This is a genomic window from Romboutsia maritimum, from assembly GCF_002251085.2.
Taxonomy (GTDB): domain Bacteria; phylum Bacillota; class Clostridia; order Peptostreptococcales; family Peptostreptococcaceae; genus Romboutsia_B; species Romboutsia_B maritimum.
The window spans coordinates 96,791-117,777 of sequence record NZ_NOJZ02000005.1 but is presented as its reverse complement, the minus strand read 5'-3'; the positions used below and the strand labels follow the sequence as shown (position 1 = coordinate 117,777).

Genomic DNA, 20,987 nt, shown 5'->3' with positions numbered 1-20,987 from the left:
GTTATGCCTCCATTCTCATTCTAGGATCTATCAATACAGTTATTACATCTACTATTAAGTTACATACTACAAACAATACCGCCATGATTAAAATATAAGCTTGTATTATAGGAAAATCCCTATTAAATATTGCTGTTACACATAATCTTCCTATCCCTGGCCATGCAAAAATATTTTCAACTACAACAGTTCCTGCTATAAGCTTTGGTACTGACATTCCAAGAGCTGTTATAGATGACTGTAAAGAATTCTTAAATACATGCTTTATAATTGTCCTTTCTTTAAGACCTCTAGCTCTTGCATAAAATACATAATTTTCCTGCTTATTTTTTATCATGCTATTTCTTATAAGTCTTATATATGTTGAAATGTATGAAAGAGATAATGTAACAGCTGGAAGTACCACTGACTTAACAGTTTCCATACCACTTGTAGGAAATAAATCTAATTTTACTGCAAATATCCACATCAAAATAAGACCCACCCAAAAGCTGGGCATTGCAGTACCTAGAAATATAATTCCCCTAGTTATTTTATCCCCTATACTTCCTTCATAAATAGTACAAGCTACGCCTATTAATACACTAACTGAAATTGTAATTATAAGAGATACTCCTGCTAATAAAATTGTGGCAGGGATAGTTTCCTTAATGTCATTATAAACTGGTTTATTATTTACATAACTTTCTCCAAAGTCACCTTGAATACTTTTGGTTAACCATATAAAATATCTTTCAAAAAATGACTTTTCCAACCCTAATTTTTTATTCATCTGTGTAATAGCCTCATCTGTTGCAACAATATCATTTACACGAAGAGCTACCTCCGCTGGATTACTTGGACTAAGATTTATCAAAACAAATGATAAAAATGAAATTCCTATTAATATGGGAATTATACTAAGCATTCTCTTTGTTATATAACTTCTCACTATATTTACACCCCTTATTTTATATAAAATAAGGGTGAAGTTTTAACTTCACCCTTATACTATTCTTGTATTTTATATAAGGTTTTGATTATTTTTTAAAATACATTTTTTCAAACGGTATTTCATATTGAGAAACATTAAAATCAACACCTTCTAGTTGTGGAACATGAACTGCTTTAGTTCTTGAATATGTTAAAGGTATATATACACCTTGTTCATGTATATATGTTAATACTTCTTTATACATTTCTTTACGTGTATTTTCATTTGGTTCTATCATAAGTTTAGTTATAGTTTCATCTAACCATTTTTTCTTATCCATACCTATTTGAGCTTGATAATCTCCATGTGCTGGTATTCTCCAAGAAGATAAATATGATTGTGGATCATATGGTGTTCCCCATGACAATGAATACTGAAGATCAAATTCTCCTGATTTTTGACGATCTAAAAATGCTTGTTTTTCTTCTCCTACTATTTTAAGACTGACCCCAACTGATTTAAGGTCATTTTGCATATATTCACTTATTGTACGTTCTTGTGCATTATCTGAGTTAAAGTATATTGTAACTTCACATTTCTTTCCATCTTTATATCTATAATTATCTTTACCCATTTTCCAACCAGCTTCATCTAAAAGTTTACCAGCTTTTTCTTTATCATATGAATGTCTTTCTAGTTCTATATCACAATACGGAACTGTTGATGATAATAGCGTATCTGCAACAGCTTCTGATCCATTTAAAACTCCATCTGATATAGCTTGTTTATCTATTGCATATTGGAATGCTTGTCTAACTTTTATATCACTTGTTATCGGTTGATGTGCATTTAAAAGTATCGCTCTAGATGCAACAGGATTACTTAATTCCGTTTTATATTTTCCTTCTTCTTCTAATGCTTTAAATGAATCAAGGTCAATCATATCTCCATCTGAACCAAATATAAGATCTATTTCACCTTTTTGTAGTGCTAATAACATTGTTTGATGATCTGGCATAACCTTCCATTTTACTGATTTTGTTTTTGGTTTTTCTCCCCAATATTTTTCATTTACTTTAAATATTGCATATTGATCATCCTTATGTTCCGAAAGTATCCATGGACCGGTTCCTACGTATGCACTTACACCATCTTTTGTTTCTCCATTAACAAAACATTTAGGAGATATAAATCTAAATGGACGAGTAAGTCCAAGTTCTTCAAGTGTTGGATAGTATGGGTGTTTTAATTTTAATTTATATGTATATTCATCTACTACTTCATTACTATCAATTTCATTTATCATATCTAACCACGCGTGGCGCTCATGATTTGCAATAATTGCATCCATATTTAATTTAACAGCTTCTGCATTAAATTTTTCACCATCTGTAAAAGTTACATCGTCTCTTAAATGAAAAGTATATTGTAATCCATCTTCTGATATATCCCAACTTTTAGCTAAATATGGTTTCACACCATCTTTAGTATTAATTACAAGTGACTCAAATACCATATTTTGTGCTGCCATTTCACCTGAATAAAGATGTGGATTTATGTCACGAATATCCTTCGTACTAGCATAAACTATTTCATCTTTATTTTCTTTTTCACTAGACTTTGTACTAGCATTTCCTCCACAGCCTACAACCGATAAGCACATAACTGTACTAAGTATAAATGTCGCTAATTTTTTAAATTTCATTATTTAACATTCCCCCTAATCTTTAATAAATCTATTAATAAATTTAATCGCCTTAAAATATGATAAAATCGCCTTATTCATCAAATTATATACCTTAATTGTGACATAATTATGTCATTTTCTCGTCAAAATAAGTACAATTAGCATCTTAACTACAAAAACACTTTAAATAAATCAAAAAAACTGTCTAAATTTTAAGACAGTTTTTTTGATTTATTTATTCTTTTATTTATAATGTATTGTAAACGCAAAATCAGATCCCTTACCTAACTCTGACTTTACGTATATATCCTCATTTAAATACTTCATAATTTCCCATGCTATAGATAATCCGATTCCAGTTCCTTTAGATGAATGTGCCTTATCTACTTTATAAAATCTATCAAAAATAAATGCTATATCTTCTTTGTCAATACCTACTCCTGTATCTGATATAATTACTTCTAAATACTCTTCTTTTTTCTTAACCTCTAATGTAACACTTCCTTCAATAGGAGTAAATTTAAATGCATTATCAAGCAAAATAACAAGAACCTGTTCTATTCTATTTCTGTTAGTAAATATACTTAACGTATCTTCTATATCCACTTTTTTTATAAAATTTATTTCTAAGTCATCAGCTATAACATCAAATTTTTCAATAGTATCTAAAAATATCTCTCTTATATTTACAACCGATTTCTTAAGAGATACATTTCCAGATTGAAGTCTAGATAATTCTAGCATATCTTTAATTAACAATTGTAACCTCATAGATTCTCTAAGTATCATGCTATAATATTTCTTCTTATCAATAATATCTATCAGCATATCATCATTTAATGTTTCTGCCACTGCACGTATTGTACTAATTGGCGTCTTTAATTCATGTGAAACATTTGCTACATAGTCTCGCCTTGTTTGTTCTAACAACTTTGCTTGCTTATCATTTTCTTCAAGTTTTGATGCTAGATAATTGAAAGATTTAGCTAATTTTCCTATCTCATCTCCTTCATATTCTTTAGTTCTTATTGAAAAATCCCCCTGCGACATTAATATAGCTGCTTCTGTTACATCATTTAGAGGCTTGTATAGCTTTCTTAGAAATATATGTGCAGGTACTAATATTGATACTAAAGCTAAAACCATACTTACTGATAAAACTATATAAAATCCTATAAGTGATGATTCATATTCTTCTATCAATTTGATTACAAATACTGAACCTATAATTTTATAGTTTCTTTTTATTGGTTCTCCAATTATCATAACATCTTCTTTTAATCCCTCTAGCTTAGTCATTCTTTTTATAGAATTTCCTCCCAATACAGTACTCATATAAGGATTTAATGCTATATTGATATCCTTCTCTGAAAATATATCATGATTTATCTTTCCTGGACAATTATATATCCTTGCCATATTATCATTTGAAGAATCATAACATTGTATAATTGAAGATGTTATAGATTGTTTATGTATTATTCCATTTATACTATAATCTCTTTCGCCTATATTTTTTGCAAGATTTTTAACTTTTATTTGAGTTTCTTCTAACATAGTATTTAAAAAGTACTGCTTAACAGCAAAACTAGAAAATAATATTGTAATTATTACAGATACTATTGTTATTATACTTATTGTCTTAAATAATCTTTTGAAAATTCCATTTTTCATTGAACTACCTCAAATTTATATCCTACTCCGTATATAGATTTTATATCCCAATTTAGTTCATAATTCGGAATTTTCTTTCTAAGCCTTTTAATTTGAGTATCTACCACCCTAGTATCTCCAAAGTAATCATATCCCCAAACTTCAGATAATATATGCTCTCTACTAAATATATTCCCTGGATTTGAAGCAAGCATATAAAATATTTTAATTTCTTTTGGTGTAACCTTTACATACTCTCCTTTTACATATACCTCATGTTTATCTAAATCTATTTCTAAATTTTCATATTTAATTTTATGCTTAGATTTACATACAGAAGTAGTAGTACGTCTTAAAACTGTTTTAATACGTGCTACTACTTCACGTGGTGAAAATGGCTTAGCAATATAATCATCTGCACCTATTTCTAGACCTATTATTCTATCTACAGTTTCTGCTCTTGCTGTAAGCATAATTATAGGAACTTCACTATTTTTCCTAATCTCCTTACACACATCTACTCCAAATATTTTAGGCATCATTAAATCTAATAATATTAAATCGGGATTTATATTTTTTGCCTTTTGTAATGCGTCTAATCCATCATATGCAGATACATAATTTATACCTTCTATCTTTAAATATTCACCGACTGTATCATGTACAGACTCCTGATCATCGCATATTAAAATTAATAATGGATTTTCCAAATTTCGTCCCCCCAAGCTCATTTATTACTTAATATTTTCTAATTCATTGTCTATATCTATAAATTTAAAGACTATTTCAGTTAATACTCCATCTATAAATAGATTATTCTAAATAAAAAGCAAATTTAATTTAATCGTATTATTTTATTGCATATATTCCAAACATTTTAGTTGGATTACAAAATTCATCTTGTGTAGAGTAAATTTTTTCACTAATCGTATTATCAATTTTGCAACTTGAAAAACCTATTTGATTCAAAATTTTAGTATCCCATTTAGGTCTAGCTTGCATGCTAATATCTAAATTATTTTTTATATCATCACACTCTTTTAGAATACTGTTTTTAATACCTACGTGTGCATGATTAGCATCCAATGTTTTTACTTGATTTGAAAATGATACTTGACCATAATCACCATCAAAATTTAATAATCTTCCATTATGCTTAAGTACTCTGTACCATTCTTTATATGCTTTTTTTACATCTGGTAATGTCCATGTTAAGTTTCTAGAAATTACTACATCAAAGTAATTATCCTCAAAACTTAAATTTTGAGCATCCATTACTTTGAAATCTATATTATAATTCAATAAATGTGATGTTTTATTAGCACCATTAATCATAGCCTCTGTTAAATCTATTCCTACAACATCATGTCCTAAAGATGCCATAAGTATAGCTAAAAAACCAGTTCCTGTACCTACATCCAGAATTCTTAATTTTTTATCTTGAGGTAAATTTTTAGATATAACCTCTATCCAAAGGTTCCTTTTATTACTATTTATTTCAGATATACGTAAGTTGCAAAATTCATCGCTTCTTTCCGTCCAATACTTCTCTATTCTATTAATTAGGTCCATGTAATCCTCCTTTAAATTTCTCGTATACTTAAGTTACAAGACTTTATTTCGTTTATTTTTCACATATAATCAGAAAGATAGGCGTAGAACCGTAGCTTTGTTGCTATTTCTTTTAAATATATTCCCACTAAATTCTCTCCCCAAAAAATAAAAATCATGAAAATTAGTGCAATATATTCATTGTACTAAATCTTCATGATTTAATTTATTTACTATATTTAATTTATTTAAATCGTAACATATGTCTTTTTATAAGTCAATTTTATGTAATAAATTTATTTTAAAAACTAAAAATTCACTTCGCCTAATCGACGTATTGGCGAAACACTTCATGTCGCCAATGACCTTTAAAATCAGATCCGTTTCTCAATTTTAGAGGTTAAAAATTATATTTCATCCACAAACCAGATTAAATATAATTTCCTAGTAATAAAAAAAGACTATCATATAATGATAGTCTTACTGGCGGAGAAGGAGGGATTCGAACCCTCGCACCGGTTTACCCAGCCTAATCCCTTAGCAGGGGATCCTCTTGAGCCGCTTGAGTACTTCTCCGAATTAAGTTATATTTAAATTATATAATAACTTTTTATATTAGTCAATACATTATTTTTATCTAATCTTTCTTAATAATCTATAAAAGGGCAAAAAACTTACGTTCCGCCCTTCTGTCTTATTGATAGCTTATATTAAGCTTCTACCATATATCTCCCTATATCTTTTGCTCTATGAGAATCTGATCCTAAAACCATAGGTATATCATATTTTTGTATCAATTTTAATAAATACCCACTTATATATGGTTCTTTACAGTACTCATATCTAGCTCCTGATACATTGTAATCAACTTCATATCCTTTTTCTTTTATTGATTTAACCACTTCTTCTAATACTATATTATTCTTATAATCATATGGATATATTTGGTTAAATTTCCTTACAAGATTTAAATGACCAATTCTTTTTGGCTTGTACTGCCCTAAATCTGCATCAATTGCTTTTTTAAGAGTTTTATAATATTTATAATAAACATTATCCACTCCACCTAGCAATGTACTAATTTTTTTAAATTCATCTTTGCTAAAATCCATGCAATAATACTGTTTACCTACATTTAGAATGTGTACAGATAAAATTGCATCATCAAATTCATGTCCATAAGTATTTAAAACCTCTTTGATTTCTTTTTCATATCCTTCTAAATAATCAACTTCTACACCTAAATTTATTTTTATCTTATCCTTATATTTTTCTTTAAGTTTATTCACCGTTTTTATATAACAGTTTATGTCTTTTATACTCATTGCACTATCCTTTTTTGGTGAGGGGTCTTCAAAGTTGTCTGGTAGTGGTAAGTGTTCCGTAAAAGTAATTTCTGTTAATCCTACTTCTATTGCTCTCTCAATATACTCTTCAAAGCTATCATTGCTTCCATGAGGGCAATAAGGAGTATGAATGTGACCATCTTTCATAAACTTTCCTCCCTTATGCAACTAATTTTTCTTATTATTTTATAGCTAATTCTAATTAGTCCTTTACTAAAGTATATTATATAATTCTTGAACATTTCAACAAATACCTTTATATATTTGTATTTATAAATAATTTCTAATACTTTTTTATAATTTAAAAAGAAGTATAAATACTCTGTTTAATTAACAAAGTTAAATATACTTCATCTAATTTACTACATGTGTTTTTTCGCTTCTACTAACATTTCATTAGCTTTTTGCATATACTCTATAGCTTTCTCTATGCTACTTGCAGTTTCTTCTTTACCTAATATTCTAGCTTTTTCTACCCATTCATTGAATCCTTCTTGATGTGATTCATTATGATTTACCCAATGAACTAAAAGTATTTTTAATGTTTTTTCATCTTTACTTTCTGCTTCTTCTCCATGGCTATGAGAATGCGTATGACCTAATTCTAAGTCATGATCATGATTATGACCATGGTGGTATCTTAAAGTTTCTTTGCTAAGCATAACTTTCACCCCATATTTATTTTATATTAAATTCTTTCTTTATTACCTTAATTGTATCTTTTATAAGTAATGCTAATGGTTTATTTTCTAAACCAACTATTTCAATATTCTCAGGCATAATTGGTAATAGTATTTTTAAGGCTTCACTATCAGCTACAGCCTCACTCATCTTACTGGTAACTTCCCCCATCATAGAATTAGGCATTACTACAGAAACTGGTGCAACTATTACATTTGCTCTTTTTGAAGATGTAACTATTGCATTTTCCCCCGTAGCTCCTTTGTTAGCATGCGCTTTCATCATTGAGCTAGTTGCTATAGAGTTTGTTCCTAAAGCATATACCTCTATATAAGTTGGTAACTCTTCTCTAAGAGCTAACACTACTTGAGCACCAATTCCTCCGCCCATTCCGTCTATAACTGCTATTATCATATGTATTCCCTCTACTAGTTATTTTCTTCTATTATTATTTTATGATCAATTAATCTGATCTCCTTTATAACTCCATCTACTATTTTTTCTTCTCCAAGTAAGTCTGTTAAATATACTTTTCCATCATATGGATCTATAGTCACTACATTATCCATAATTCTTTCTAACTTATTTTCTTTCAAAATGAAAGCGGCTGACTCACACATATAAATCCCCTCCTAAAGCATTTTTGTAATCAAAAAAAGGTTTCTTGAGGTATCATAATACTCCAAAGAAACCTTCATGATTTCATTATACTCATTTATACTTTTATAAGTTGAGTATATCACTTTATTTAACTTAAAGTCAAATATTTTTACCTTTTTTTACCACAATTAATTTTGATTAATATCTATGTTTAACTCTTTTATTGATAAACATATTTCTTCCTTATTTAAAGGTCTTGAGTAGTTATAAATTGTACTCTTAGGTCTTTCATTATAATATGGTCTATTGCAATTTTTACAACCTGTAATCTCAAAAGGATATCCCTTATGTATATCTTCTAAAATTTTAGAATTTAGTTTTATGTCTTCTATATATCCATCTTTAAAAGTAAAATTTTCTTCTTTATATCCTTTATCTATCATATATGTCATAAGTTGAACTTTTCTATAACTCTCTATAGTCGGCTGATTTATATTTTCCATCCTTGTTCCTTTAACTGGTGTAAATGCGAATAAACTAATTGTAACACTGCTTTCCTTTAAATTTGTATATAAATCAAATATCTCTTTATGAGTTTCACCTAATCCAACTATTATATGAGTACTAATCTTATTAGGATATTTTTTAGCCATCTCATTAATAAAGTCTACTTTATTTTCATAATTATTTCCTTTAATTTTTTCATATAGTTCTTTATTTGCTGCATCTATAGCTATTCCTATTCTATCTGCACCTATACCTAAAAATCTTTCTATATCATCACTATTTTCTATTTTTGCAGATAGTGAAACGGGTATATCTATTTCTTTTTTGATATATTTTATAAACTCTTCTGATGCCTTGTGAGCTTCTTTACTTGACATAGATTGGATACAAATTCGCTTTATGTTATTTTTGTTGTATTTTTTTAAAGATGATGAAATTTCTTCTTTTGTAAACTCTGGCCATACTACTCTAGATAATTTATCTTTTCTTGAATTACTTTCTATTGATTGAGAGCAAAAAGCGCATTTATTATCACAATTGTTTCCAACCATTATATATGCGGTAGTAGGAGGTATATCACTCTTTTTATTTAATAATCCAAGCTCTATTGCTGTTCCTGCAGATAATCTAATCATAATACACAACACTCCTTACCTTCTACTATATTCAAATTCATTTCTAAAGCTTTATTTTTAGCACCTCTAGACGGCAAAACTATTTTATTTATACCACATAATATGGCTATTTTGTCTAATTCACTTCTATACATACCTCTTGGTCTCATACATCCTAAATTAATTTCTGTTTTTGGCAAATTAATTCTAGCTTCACAAATTATATCAGCTACTTTTTCTAATTCTGGTGGAGTTACATTTTCATATTCAGTATTTTTAGTAGGTATTAATACTATAAAGGTTATTTTTTTAGGTGGATCTTTTTTTAGATAATTTATAATTTCATATTCTCCCTTTATTTTTCCACCCTTTAGACCTATACATATATGAGGCGCAATTTCTACTTGTTGTTTTATAAATTCATATGTTTCTATATAATCTTCTTTTTTCTTATCCATTTTATAAACTTCTTTTATAGTTTCTTCATCTAATACAATGTCAAAAGATACTATATCTATATACTTACATATAGATTTTATACTCTCTTTATCCATTAGCCCTAAATGTGCATTTAAAGAATATCCCTGTTTTTTTAATTTTTTAATAGTTTCTATATGATTATTTATAGGCACATCGCCTTCATGTTGACACCCTCCACTTATTAAAAAGCTAGTTATAGTTTTACTCTTTATTTTGCTTTCATAATCATTAATATGTACCATATTATTTAAATAGTGACCATTACAATGAGCACAATTTAAACTACAACTATTTCCAGTAGTACTTATAGCTAATGTTTGATTTGGATAAGAAAATCCTATTGTATTTCCAAAATTATCAACTTTAATATTATAGGCAAGTTTCATTTTTTCATTTAACTTCATAATTATTCACCTATTAAATTCTTAGTTGTTGGGAATTGTTCTATATTTGTATGTGGTAAGAAACATGCAGATATAAATTCATCCATATAAGTTGGATATACGCTTAATTCAACATATGTTATTTGATTGCCTATTTCTTCAAGCTTAAATTTTGCGTCCTTACTTATTAATGTAAGATATGCCCCTACTAAAGAACTATTTCCTATATATACAAATTTTTCTCTATCTATATCTGGAAGCAATCCTATTATAATCGAATTTTCTATGTCTAAGTTATTTCCTATTCCACCAGCAATATATACTTTATCTATAACACTAAAATCCATACCTAAGCTTTCTATAAGAGTTGATGCTCCTGAATATATTGCACCCTTAGCTCTTATAAAATTATCGATATCTACTTCATTTACCACTATATCATTTTCTAAATTATACTCTTCTTTAAATGCTAGTACATACTCACCTATTTCATGTTCATTAAATCTTACCCTTCTATTTTTCAAGTCTCTATGCATCTTTCCTCTTCTGTCAACCACACCCTTTGTAATCATCTGGCAAATTAAATCTATAATTCCAGAACCACAAATTCCAACAGGAGCACATTCGCCTATTATTTGTAATGTAGGGTCCAGAGTATCTTTATCTATTTTTACTTTTTCAATAGCTCCTGCTGATGCTCTCATTCCACAACTTATTCCTCCACCTTCAAATGCAGGTCCTGCTGAACAAGCACAACTCATCATATAATCTTTATTTCCAAAAACTATTTCTCCATTAGTTCCTAAATCTATAAATAATATATTTTCATCTGTTGCCCATATTCCTGCTGATAATACCCCTGCAGTTATATCTCCTCCTACATAACTTGCTACTGACGGTGCTAAATATACATAAGCACTTTCATTTGTATTTAGTCCTAAATCTTGTGCCATAAGATTTGGAGATTTTAAGAATGGTGGAATATAAGGTTCTTGTCTTAAGAAATCTGAAAATACGCCTAAAAATAAACTAGACATAGTTGTATTTCCTGCTACTACAATCGACACTACATTATTTTTAAGAATATTATTTTTTACATATAAGCTACTTAGTAATTGATTTATTGTTTCTTCAATTATAGCTTTATTTAAAGTTTCCAGTCCGTTACCTTTTGATGAATATATTATTCTATTTATTACATCTGCTCCGTATTTAATTTGAGCATTTCCTGAAGATGCCTTGTCTATAACTTCATTCGTTTGTAAATCTACTATACATACAACTACAGATGTTGTTCCTATATCAATAGCTGCCCCATATAATCTTCCTTGTGTATTTCCACTTTCTATATCTAAAATAGTAATTTTATTTTTCTTTTCTACATATGTTATAGTCACTTTGAAATTCTTTTCTCTAAATATTTTTGGCATTTTTCTTAAAAGACTTAAACCAAAATCTATATGATCAAATCCCAAATTATTTCTAACATATCTTTGTAATCTATCAATATCACTTATATTGTCATCTAAATTTGGTTCTTCTATCTCTATATATTTTTTCTTTATATTTACCTCAAATTTAAGATCATGTTCATTTGCTATTTGTTTTGCTCTATCAAATATTTGTTGATCTTTCTTTTTATCTGATCCTTCAATTTTCATTCCATGCATAGATGATGAAAGTTTAGAAGGAACTTCTATCTCTATATCTTCAATTACTTTTGTTGCACAGGCTAAAATATACCCTTGTTCCCATTCTTCATCACTTATATGTCTCGTTTTTTCTGTATCAACTTTCCCCTTTAAAAGTTTCACTTTACACTTTCCACATGATACATTTCCATTACAAGGAGCATCTATAAATATATCTGCCTTTCTCGCAATATCTAGCAAAGTATCCCCTTTACTACAAAAAGCTTCTTTATTATGAGATTTGAAAACTACCTTAATCATACTCTACCCCCCAATATAGTCTTTAATATAATTTTAACATAACTTACCACCATAGTAATTAAATTCACACTTTTAAACAATTTATCCTATAAAAAAGTTCACTTCGCCTGAGCGACGTGTCAGCAAAACATTTCATGTCGCCAACAATCTTTATAATCAGGTCCATTGCTCAAATTTAGAGGTTGGAAATTAATTAATTTTGGGAGATAATTAAGAAACAAATAATTTATAAAATAAAAAGAGCTGTCTCAAAAAACAAGCGAAAGTTTTATTTTTGAGACAGCTCCTATTTATACTGTTCTTAAATTCCTAGCTCCCGAGGTATTTATTTTAAATTTTAGGCAGGTCTCCTGACTTAATTTCATCCTACTTCCTATCCTTCCCGCAAATTCACAGTGGTTAATATAGGTTTCGTCCATATCACAGTAGCGGGAACTGTAAAGGATTTTCACCTTTTTCCCTATTAATCTCCTTTAAGAGAACCTAAAATTTAATATTCAATTTTATTAACGTAAAAAAGTATAGTTGATTCGCGTGCACTCAAATCAACTATACTTTTATATATCTAAATTATTCTAAGCCTTTTTCATAGTCATCAGAGCTTATTAGTTCATTAACTTCATTAGCATCAGACATTTTTACTTTTATTATCCAAGCATCATATGGATCTTCATTTATATATTCAGGTTCATCTTCTAATTTTTCATTGATTTCTACAACTTCTCCAGATACAGGAGCTATCAAATCAGATGCAACTTTAGAAGATTCAACTACACCAAAGTCTTCATCTTTAGTTATAGTATCTTCAACTTCTGGCATTTCAACGAATAACACTTCTCCTAATTGATCTTGAGCAAAATCTGTTATTCCAACATAAGCATATTCACCTTCAACTTTTGCCCATGTATGTTTACTAGAGTATTTTAAACTTGGTATAACTTTCATATTTTTTCCCCCTAATATACTATTTTACATTACAGCTTCCATTCCTAAAGCTGGGTGTCCTTTTTCTTCTAAGAAGGCAAGTACTCCCTCTGAATCAGTAGATATTGTTTCATCACATATCATATCACAGAAGTTTTCTATTCCTGTCATTTCTTGAACTGTAGCATTTAATTTATCAGCTACATACTCTTTTAATTCTTTTGGCATCCATACTATTCTTTCTGGTCCACCTTCAGCATAAGCGAATTTTTTAGAAGATATGAAGTGTCTTCCGTGTCCCATAAATCCTGGAGTTTGAACTCCACCACCTGTCATAGAAGCAAGTTCTCCAAATGTCATACCAACTGGTGTGATACCTGGATGTTCTCTGTTTACTATAACAAATCCATTTGCTTCTGGCATTATACCACATATACATTCGAAGCATCCACAAGAAGTCATTGGATCTTCTAATATAGAATATAATGTAACACTTTCAACAGCACCTTGAGATATTTGACCTACTGTATCATTAACAGAATCCCATACCCCTGTTCTATCATCTAAACATTCACCTTTAACTATTGGTTGACAAGGACCTGTTGGGTCTAATTCTTTAGTTGCCTTAGCATCTAGCCAACTAACTGCTCCACAAAGACCAAGTCTTTCAGGAGTAACTACACAAACGTGAGCTGGAGCAAATGATTGACATAAGTTACAAGAATAGAATGTGTCAACACTTTCATCTACTAATGAAGCTAATCTATTATCTCTAGCCTCATATCTTTCTAAAGCTTCATGTTTTCTTGCAGATACTTCTTTTGCATCAGTTATTATAGTTATTTCACATTTATCAACAACAGATTCAAATTCATCTTTCATCTTAGCATATAGAACTTCTCCTATATGTTCTAATCTAAATCCTTTTTCATAAGCATCTTTAGATATTCTTACCCAAGACATATCTCTTTGACCAACGTGCATTACACCTTCTATATAGTTCATGAAATAGTGGAAACGTCTTTCTAGAACTGGTTCAAAGTCATCTTGCATAGCTTTACCAGCTATTTTAACTACTACAGCTAATGGTAATCTTACTACACCGTCAGCTTCTACTTCATCTACATTTGGTCCTATTATTTCTATTTTATGGTCTTCTACTTCAGTTAACTCTTTTTTAATTACAAGTTCCCAAGCTTCTGTTTTATTTCCACCAAATTCAGCGAACATATCAGCTTTTCTGATTCTTTCACCTTCAAATGCTGCTGCAAATGCTACTGGTATAGGTATTTCAGTTATTTTTATTTTTATTCCTCTAGCTTCTAATGAAGTTGCAACAACTTTATCATAATCTCTTTGAGTTAATAAGTTCATTGGAACTTCAAGAACTGTCTGATCAGTTATAACTGGGAATCCTAAAGCTATTGCTCCTGCACCAGCAGATACAACTAATTCACTTAATGGTCCAAATGCATTAACAAATGCAGGAACTCTCTTAGCTGTATATTCTAATAATCCTGGAAGATCTCCTGGTGTTAATCCTCCGAATATTAATGCAGCTCTTATTGCTATAGATACTACGTGGATAACAGATGTTACATCATATCCTAGAGGTATAACTCTTAGTTCTGCTCCCATTTTTACATCTTGTTCTATAGCTTGATCTATAACTTTACCAACTAAGCAAGTTAATAAACCTTTAGATTGGTAGTCTTTTATAATTTTTGCTGCTGTTTCTGAATCTGGACATTCTCCAAGTACAACAGCAACCCCTGGTATATCTCCTGTTACTAGTGGTACACCTAGTGATCTTATTAATGGGTCACCTACGTGTCCTGCACAAGGTGCTGTGTATGGTTCTTCCATTGTAGAATATTTTAAAGCTTCTATAACTTCAGCTGCAAGAGCTGTAGCTAAACCAGCATTTAAACCATGTTCTAATAAATGAGTTCTATTTATTAGAGATTCAACCACACCTAATGCTCCTTCTAAATCAGCTAATGTATTCATTTTTTGTCCTGTTGCTGCATAAATACATGGTAATGAGTATGCAGTATCAGGAAAAGCTACTTTATGTTCTCTTCCATTTTTTTCTATAGCTTCACTTAACATTCCTTTAGCTGCTGCTAAAGCTTGTTCTGATCCCGTAAAAATTATATTAAATAAATTCATTCTACTTCCCCCTTTTGAGCTTTAAACATTACATTTCAGACTATGCGTTATATGAAAATGCTCCTTCATTTAATTCTAAGAAAGAATCTGCATATAAAGATGCTCCATTTATTATGTCGCAAGATTTTATAGTTTGCATTAATAATTCATCACATGGATTTACTATAGCTGAACTAAATCCATTTGCCATAGCCATAGCTAAGAAGTTACTATCTAATATAGGTCTTATATGTTTTGGACAACCATTAGATACATTTGATAATCCTCCTGTAGTTAAAAGTCCCATTTCAGTCATCATTTTTATAGCTTCTAGAACTTCTGCTTGTTTATCTTGCATACCTTTTATAACTAAGCATAATGGGTCAAATAATATATCAGTTGGTTCCATACCTAAAGTTAAACCTTTTTCTAATATTTCTTGACAATATGCCATACGTTCATCATTATCTCTTGGTATACCTTCTTTAGCACATAAACCTATAACTTTAGCATCGTATTCAGCAGCTAAATCTATTAAATCTATTCTTCCGCCTGCATCAGCAGAGTTTAATATTGGTTTTGCATGAGTTCTATTGTAAACTTTAAGACCTGCTTCTATTGCTTTTCTGTTAGCTGTATCTAATGCTAAAGGCACATTATTAAGCTCAGATTGAAGCATTTGAACTCCCCAAGTCATTACTTCTTCTCCATCTCTTTCTGCTGGACCTATATTAAAATCTATATAATGTGCCCCTGCATCTAATTGCTCTTTTGCTCTTTTTAATATTGGTTCTGGGTCTCTTTCAGCTAAAGCTTTTCTTATTGATGGTGATATACAGTGTATTCTTTCACCTATGATCATAAATTTTTCCATTTACAATTATCCCCCTTTAGTTTTTTATATAGTTAACTTAACATTTTTTATTTAGACTAAGCATTTGCTAAAGCTTCATCTTTTTTTGCTTTATATTCTTTTAAGAATTTAGGTATTTCCATAGATTCTTCTGTTCCTATTATTACATTCCATCCTGGTAAGTTTTCTTCTATATCACCTTTAAGAACTGCAACTTTACCTGGTATTATTAAATCTCTATTTTTAGTCATTTCTTCTACTTTACATTCTTTAACGAATGAAGCAATTGAGTTTCCTCCAAATTTACCTGCAGCCCAAGCAGTAAGAACAGAATATCCTCCTGCATCTGGTATTACTAACCATACTGGTACTTTAGATCTTTCTACATCTCCTGATACTATAAAGTAAGTTAATGCAAAGTCAACAGTAACTATTACTGGTGAATTTTCATCTGGGTTATTTATTGGATAAACCTTAGGTTCAACTCTCATTGGTCTTTGTGGGTCAGTGAATATGTTTTGTCTTAATGCAAATAGTGGTAATGCTTTTGAATAATCTATGTCATCTATTACTATTATAGATCCATATTTAATTGTGAATACTGATGATAATGCAACTTCCATCATAGGATTATCATTAGCTAATTTATTTGCAAATACTATTGAAGGGTATCCGAATGTTCTATCTTGCTCTTTTAATGATATTCTTCTAACTTGAACTGCGTTAGTGTAAGTGTCTTTGATATTTTCCCCTGTTACATCTAATATTAATTCTTTATATCCAGCACCTTGGATAAGTTCAACTGTAGCATATAATTCTTCTAAGTTTGCAGCTTTTACTCCTAATGCTAATTTATTTCCTTTAACTACTTCTATCATTTCTTTGTAGTTATCTTTAGTAGCTCCATATACTATTGGTTTAGAATCTTTTAATATTTCAACAGCTTCTTTTGCAACAGCTGGATCTTCACATTGTAGTATGTATGCTATGTCTAATCCACTATCTTTAACTTTGTTTACTAATTTTAAATAAGCATCTTTGTTCTCAAAGTATTCTAAAACAGCCATTTCAGCTTTCATTTGTTCTCCGATTCTTATATAATCAACCAGCTTCATATTAGCTAATTTAGAATCTATTTGTTCGTCAGTCATACATTCACAGAATGCTACTGCATATCTATTTTTATTAACTAAAGTTTTTTCATGTCTAAATAATACTGTTTCTCCGCCTAATTGATATTCAGAATTTCCAGCACCAAATTTTAAAGTTTTCATTAATGGTGCAGTTGCTTCTGATAATTTTGATAATGCTTCATCTGACATGTGTGGACATTTACTTACTTCTGCAGCTCCTGATGCAACTTTCATACAGAAAGCCATACAAGTTGGAAATCCACAATCCTTACAGTTTTTCTTTGGTGTTAATTTAAATATATCTAAAGCTTTTAATGCCATTATTTTATCCCCCTAACCCTACATTTTAATTAAGCTAATTCGCTAACTAATGTTTTTATAGTTTCTATTGATTTTGGATGACGAAGTATAACTGCATTTGATCCACCAACTAAACAGCTTGCTGCAGTTGAAACTTCCATAGCTATTGTTCTTTGTTCTGGACAACCCCAATCTGGTTCATCTTCTACTGGAGCTATAGCCTCTTTTACATGGCCAACTTCAAATGCTACTGGAGTTATTATAGGCATTTGTAATGATTTATCATTTTGACCAAATGCTGCAAGTCTAATTCTATCCATTGTAGATGCAACATATTCATATCCATAACCAACAGCTGAACATCCTACGTTCATCACTATATTTTCAGATTTAACACCTAATTGAGTTAATAAAACGTTCATTTGTTTTGCTAAATTTATATCTACAGAAGATTCAGCACCTACTTTGTGGCTATAAGCCATACCTGCTGATGCTCCTACTGCTTTATAGTTATCTTCTACTGCTGACATGAATAGACAGTTATGCCCATCAACAGCTTGAGCTATTTTTTCGAATAATTTAGCATCTTTATCATGATTTCCTGTACCTGCTATTACTAAAGGTACGCTAATAGCTTCTACTACGTTTTTAGCAACTTCAGCACATTCTTCTGGAGCTTTATCTAAGCCATTTGGATCAGCTCCATCAAATTTTAAACATATAAAATCTGCTCCTGAGTTTGCTTCAACATATTTAGCCCATTCAACTGGATCATTAGCTACATCTTTATACATTTCTTTATACGCATCAGTCCAACTATCTGGATATATATCTAATATTTGTATTCCTACTTTAGGGCTATTTCCTACTTCTCCATCAAAACTATAGAATGGTAGAACATGTTCTCCACCTAATTTTATTGCTTTTTCTCCTGTTCCTATCTCTACCTCTGATACTTTACCAGAATATTTTTGAACAGACATCTTAAATGCCATACTTTTTTCCCCCTTAAGCCTATTTTAATTCTAATTTAGCAATTATATCACTCATTGCCATTTTAGATTTTGAATCTTCAGGTAGTTTAACTAATGGTATTCCTGAAGAATCGTATTCATATATTAATTCATCTAAAGGTACAACACCTATGAGATTTAACTTTTTATTATTTACTTCTTCTTTAACTCCATCATTTAAAACACCATTTGGAGCTTTATTAACTATTAAGTATGTATTTCCTACACTTAACTTAAGTTCTTCAGCTAAATCTCTTATTCTAGCAACAGCCTGTATGCTACGTCTTGAGCAATCACTTACTAACAATAGTGTATCTATATGTCTAGTAGTTTTTCTGCTTAAATGCTCCATACCTGCTTCATTGTCTATAACTTGATATTTGTAATGATTAGATATTTTATTGGTTTGCTCTCTTAATATACCATTTACATAACAGTAGCAACCTGCTCCCTCTGATCTACCCATTACCATTAAGTCATATCCATCACCTTCTACAATACTACTATTTAATCTGTATTGTAAAAACTGTGCTTTTGTCATACCTCCAGGAAATGAATTCCCTGCTAATTCTCTTTGATTAACTTCTTCTCTTATAGAACCTATAGTTGCTTCTACTTCTACCCCTAGAACTTCATTTATGTTTGCATTTGCATCCGCGTCTACAACTAATACTGGTCCTTTATCATTTTTAACTAAGTGGTCAATTAAAAGCCCTGTCAGACTTGTTTTTCCAGTTCCACCTTTTCCTGCAACAGCTATATTATATCCCATATAAGACTTCCCCCTTAAATCTAGTCAAAACAGAGCTTTTATACTTTTCTCTGTTTTTTTATGCTTTTGCTAATTTAGGAGCTGCATGAACACATTCTCCGTGAACATCATGAAGAGCTTCCATTAAGCCTTCTGATAAACTTGGATGTGCATGTATTACATCCCCTACTTCTTCTACTGTTAATTCTAATGCAACAGCTAGTGATAATTCAGTTAATAAATCTGTAGCATGTGGTCCTACTATTGCTGCCCCTACTATTTTGTCATCATTATCTGCAAGTATTTTTATAAATCCTTGGAAATGTCCTATTGCTTGTGCTTTACCTAAACCTCTAAAATCGAATTGACCTACATGATACTCTATTCCTTCTGCTTGAAGTTGTTTTTCAGTTTTTCCTACTCCTGCAACTTCTGGTTCTGTATATACACATCTTGGTACAGCTAAGTAATTAACTGTTTTAGATTTTCCTAAAGCGTTTTCTACAGCAACCATTCCTTCTTTTGAAGCAACGTGTGCTAAGAATGGTGTATTAATTAAATCCCCTATAGCATATATACCTTCTACATTAGTTTCAAGATGTTCATTTACAACTATTTTTCCTCTTTCCATCTCTATTCCCAATTCTTCGACACCAGAGTTATCAAGATTTGGTCTTCTACCAACTGATACAAGTGCATATTGTGCTGTTATTTGTTTCCCATTTGAAAGCGTTGCTACAGCCTTGTTATCTACAACTTCACAAGTCTGAACTCCAATACCTGTTATTACTTTAATTTTATCCTTTTTAAACTGTCTATGCAACTGTTTAGCGACATCTTTATCTTCATTTATTAATATTTGTTCAGCCATCTCCACTATAGTTACTTCTGTACCTAAAGTTCTAAAGAATTGACCTATTTCGCAACCTATAACTCCTCCACCAACTATTAACAAAGATTCTGGTATTTCTTTTAAACTAAGAACTTCATCACTAGTTATTACAACTTTTCCGTCATATGGGAACATTCTAGGTACTACAGGTGTGGAACCGTTTGCCAATATGATTTTATCAGCCTTTACTATTTCCTTAACTCCGCCTTCTTTAGTAACTTCTATAGTGTTCTTATCAACTAATTTTCCAAATCCATTTATTAATTGAACTCCTCTTTTTTCAAATAAGAATTCTATTCCGCTTATTAATTGATTTACTATTTTATCTTTTCTATCCATTATAGCTGAAAAATCTGGATTAATTTCTCCTTCTATATTAATTCCAAAGTCTTTAGCTTCCTTAACAGACATTAACATAGATGAAGATGCTAATAATGCTTTAGTTGGAATACAACCTACATTTAAGCAAGTTCCTCCTACTCTTCTTTTTTCTATAACTGTAACTTCAGCACCTAACATAGCTGCTTTTATAGCTGCTACATATCCTCCTGGTCCGCCACCGACAACTACTATTTTCATTTGATTTCCCCCCATACTTTAATA

At 30.2% G+C, this 20,987-nt stretch carries 19 protein-coding genes, 1 tRNA gene and 1 riboswitch; all 20 genes read right to left on the bottom strand.

Features of this window, described 5'->3' with window-relative positions; all coding sequences use genetic code 11:
* Position 1: 1 nt before the first annotated feature.
* Positions 2-931 carry a nickel/cobalt ABC transporter permease gene (gene opp1B / locus CHF27_RS04935; protein ID WP_095406662.1) on the bottom strand — a complete coding sequence of 310 codons (930 nt, stop codon included), beginning with the start codon at positions 929-931 and terminating at the stop codon, positions 2-4.
* An 88-nt stretch (positions 932-1,019) separates the two neighbouring features.
* Entirely contained in the window at positions 1,020-2,618 is a 1,599-nt protein-coding gene (gene nikA / locus CHF27_RS04930; RefSeq protein ID WP_095406663.1) for a nickel ABC transporter substrate-binding protein, read from the bottom strand.
* 225 nt (positions 2,619-2,843) lie between these two features.
* A complete protein-coding gene (locus tag CHF27_RS04925; RefSeq protein ID WP_095406664.1) occupies positions 2,844-4,274 on the bottom strand; it encodes a sensor histidine kinase in 1,431 nt (476 codons plus the stop codon).
* Positions 4,271-4,963, bottom strand: coding sequence for a response regulator transcription factor (locus tag CHF27_RS04920; protein ID WP_243444948.1), 693 nt, complete (start codon positions 4,961-4,963; stop codon positions 4,271-4,273). The genes CHF27_RS04925 and CHF27_RS04920 overlap by 4 nt, the downstream gene beginning before the upstream one ends.
* 139 nt (positions 4,964-5,102) lie before the next feature.
* Positions 5,103-5,825, bottom strand: a complete 723-nt coding sequence (locus CHF27_RS04915) for a class I SAM-dependent methyltransferase (RefSeq protein WP_095406666.1) — start codon at positions 5,823-5,825, stop codon at positions 5,103-5,105.
* Between the two features lie 463 nt (positions 5,826-6,288).
* Positions 6,289-6,380, bottom strand: a tRNA-Ser gene (locus CHF27_RS04910).
* Positions 6,381-6,514: 134 nt separating this feature from the next.
* Positions 6,515-7,297, bottom strand: coding sequence for a histidinol-phosphatase HisJ (gene hisJ / locus CHF27_RS04905; protein WP_095406667.1), 783 nt, complete (start codon positions 7,295-7,297; stop codon positions 6,515-6,517).
* A gap of 215 nt (positions 7,298-7,512) precedes the next feature.
* The gene (locus CHF27_RS04900; RefSeq protein ID WP_095406668.1) at positions 7,513-7,812 is read right to left on the bottom strand and encodes a hypothetical protein; all 300 of its coding nucleotides are present in this window, start codon (positions 7,810-7,812) and stop codon (positions 7,513-7,515) included.
* Between the two features lie 16 nt (positions 7,813-7,828).
* Positions 7,829-8,245 carry a DUF3842 family protein gene (locus tag CHF27_RS04895; RefSeq protein WP_095406669.1) on the bottom strand — a complete coding sequence of 139 codons (417 nt, stop codon included), beginning with the start codon at positions 8,243-8,245 and terminating at the stop codon, positions 7,829-7,831.
* A gap of 14 nt (positions 8,246-8,259) precedes the next feature.
* Positions 8,260-8,451: a CooT family nickel-binding protein gene (locus tag CHF27_RS04890; protein WP_095406670.1), complete on the bottom strand. Its 192-nt coding sequence runs from the start codon at positions 8,449-8,451 to the stop codon at positions 8,260-8,262.
* Positions 8,452-8,619: 168 nt separating this feature from the next.
* Positions 8,620-9,573 carry a radical SAM protein gene (locus tag CHF27_RS04885; RefSeq protein ID WP_095406671.1) on the bottom strand — a complete coding sequence of 318 codons (954 nt, stop codon included), beginning with the start codon at positions 9,571-9,573 and terminating at the stop codon, positions 8,620-8,622.
* Positions 9,570-10,436, bottom strand: a complete 867-nt coding sequence (locus tag CHF27_RS04880) for a radical SAM protein (RefSeq protein ID WP_243444947.1) — start codon at positions 10,434-10,436, stop codon at positions 9,570-9,572. The genes CHF27_RS04885 and CHF27_RS04880 overlap by 4 nt, the downstream gene beginning before the upstream one ends.
* Positions 10,437-10,438: 2 nt before the next feature.
* Positions 10,439-12,367, bottom strand: a complete 1,929-nt coding sequence (gene acsV / locus CHF27_RS04875; protein ID WP_095406673.1) for a corrinoid activation/regeneration protein AcsV — start codon at positions 12,365-12,367, stop codon at positions 10,439-10,441.
* 323 nt (positions 12,368-12,690) lie between these two features.
* Positions 12,691-12,869: riboswitch (cobalamin riboswitch) on the bottom strand.
* 68 nt (positions 12,870-12,937) lie between these two features.
* A complete protein-coding gene (gene gcvH / locus CHF27_RS04870; protein ID WP_095406674.1) occupies positions 12,938-13,312 on the bottom strand; it encodes a glycine cleavage system protein GcvH in 375 nt (124 codons plus the stop codon).
* Positions 13,313-13,336: 24 nt separating this feature from the next.
* The gene (gene acsB, locus CHF27_RS04865; protein WP_095406675.1) at positions 13,337-15,463 is read right to left on the bottom strand and encodes an acetyl-CoA decarbonylase/synthase complex subunit alpha/beta; all 2,127 of its coding nucleotides are present in this window, start codon (positions 15,461-15,463) and stop codon (positions 13,337-13,339) included.
* A 40-nt stretch (positions 15,464-15,503) separates the two neighbouring features.
* Positions 15,504-16,316 carry a carbon monoxide dehydrogenase/acetyl-CoA synthase methytransferase subunit gene (gene acsE / locus CHF27_RS04860; RefSeq protein ID WP_095406676.1) on the bottom strand — a complete coding sequence of 271 codons (813 nt, stop codon included), beginning with the start codon at positions 16,314-16,316 and terminating at the stop codon, positions 15,504-15,506.
* Between the two features lie 56 nt (positions 16,317-16,372).
* The gene (gene acsC / locus CHF27_RS04855; RefSeq protein WP_095406677.1) at positions 16,373-17,749 is read right to left on the bottom strand and encodes an acetyl-CoA decarbonylase/synthase complex subunit gamma; all 1,377 of its coding nucleotides are present in this window, start codon (positions 17,747-17,749) and stop codon (positions 16,373-16,375) included.
* A gap of 29 nt (positions 17,750-17,778) precedes the next feature.
* On the bottom strand, positions 17,779-18,723 hold the full coding sequence (acsD, locus tag CHF27_RS04850) for an acetyl-CoA decarbonylase/synthase complex subunit delta (protein WP_095406678.1): 945 nt from the start codon (positions 18,721-18,723) through the stop codon (positions 17,779-17,781).
* Positions 18,724-18,742: 19 nt separating this feature from the next.
* Positions 18,743-19,513, bottom strand: a complete 771-nt coding sequence (locus tag CHF27_RS04845; RefSeq protein ID WP_095406679.1) for a carbon monoxide dehydrogenase accessory protein CooC — start codon at positions 19,511-19,513, stop codon at positions 18,743-18,745.
* Positions 19,514-19,571: 58 nt separating this feature from the next.
* Positions 19,572-20,963 (bottom strand): dihydrolipoyl dehydrogenase, encoded by a 1,392-nt coding sequence (gene lpdA / locus CHF27_RS04840; RefSeq protein ID WP_095406680.1) that lies wholly within the window; start codon positions 20,961-20,963, stop codon positions 19,572-19,574.
* Between the last annotated feature and the right edge of the window lie 24 nt (positions 20,964-20,987).

Coding starts and splice junctions, on each gene's coding strand:
- CHF27_RS04895 (WP_095406669.1), bottom strand. CDS start 8,245: ATGATAATAGCAGTTATAGACGGAATGGGCGGAGGAATTGGTGCTCAA.
- CHF27_RS04900 (WP_095406668.1), bottom strand. CDS start 7,812: ATGCTTAGCAAAGAAACTTTAAGATACCACCATGGTCATAATCATGAT.
- CHF27_RS04880 (WP_243444947.1), bottom strand. CDS start 10,436: ATGAAGTTAAATGAAAAAATGAAACTTGCCTATAATATTAAAGTTGAT.
- CHF27_RS04845 (WP_095406679.1), bottom strand. CDS start 19,513: ATGGGATATAATATAGCTGTTGCAGGAAAAGGTGGAACTGGAAAAACA.
- CHF27_RS04890 (WP_095406670.1), bottom strand. CDS start 8,451: ATGTGTGAGTCAGCCGCTTTCATTTTGAAAGAAAATAAGTTAGAAAGA.
- acsV (WP_095406673.1), bottom strand. CDS start 12,367: ATGATTAAGGTAGTTTTCAAATCTCATAATAAAGAAGCTTTTTGTAGT.
- gcvH (WP_095406674.1), bottom strand. CDS start 13,312: ATGAAAGTTATACCAAGTTTAAAATACTCTAGTAAACATACATGGGCA.
- acsC (WP_095406677.1), bottom strand. CDS start 17,749: ATGGCATTAAAAGCTTTAGATATATTTAAATTAACACCAAAGAAAAAC.
- acsE (WP_095406676.1), bottom strand. CDS start 16,316: ATGGAAAAATTTATGATCATAGGTGAAAGAATACACTGTATATCACCA.
- acsB (WP_095406675.1), bottom strand. CDS start 15,463: ATGAATTTATTTAATATAATTTTTACGGGATCAGAACAAGCTTTAGCA.
- nikA (WP_095406663.1), bottom strand. CDS start 2,618: ATGAAATTTAAAAAATTAGCGACATTTATACTTAGTACAGTTATGTGC.
- CHF27_RS04925 (WP_095406664.1), bottom strand. CDS start 4,274: ATGAAAAATGGAATTTTCAAAAGATTATTTAAGACAATAAGTATAATA.
- lpdA (WP_095406680.1), bottom strand. CDS start 20,963: ATGAAAATAGTAGTTGTCGGTGGCGGACCAGGAGGATATGTAGCAGCT.
- hisJ (WP_095406667.1), bottom strand. CDS start 7,297: ATGAAAGATGGTCACATTCATACTCCTTATTGCCCTCATGGAAGCAAT.
- CHF27_RS04885 (WP_095406671.1), bottom strand. CDS start 9,573: ATGATTAGATTATCTGCAGGAACAGCAATAGAGCTTGGATTATTAAAT.
- acsD (WP_095406678.1), bottom strand. CDS start 18,723: ATGGCATTTAAGATGTCTGTTCAAAAATATTCTGGTAAAGTATCAGAG.
- CHF27_RS04915 (WP_095406666.1), bottom strand. CDS start 5,825: ATGGACCTAATTAATAGAATAGAGAAGTATTGGACGGAAAGAAGCGAT.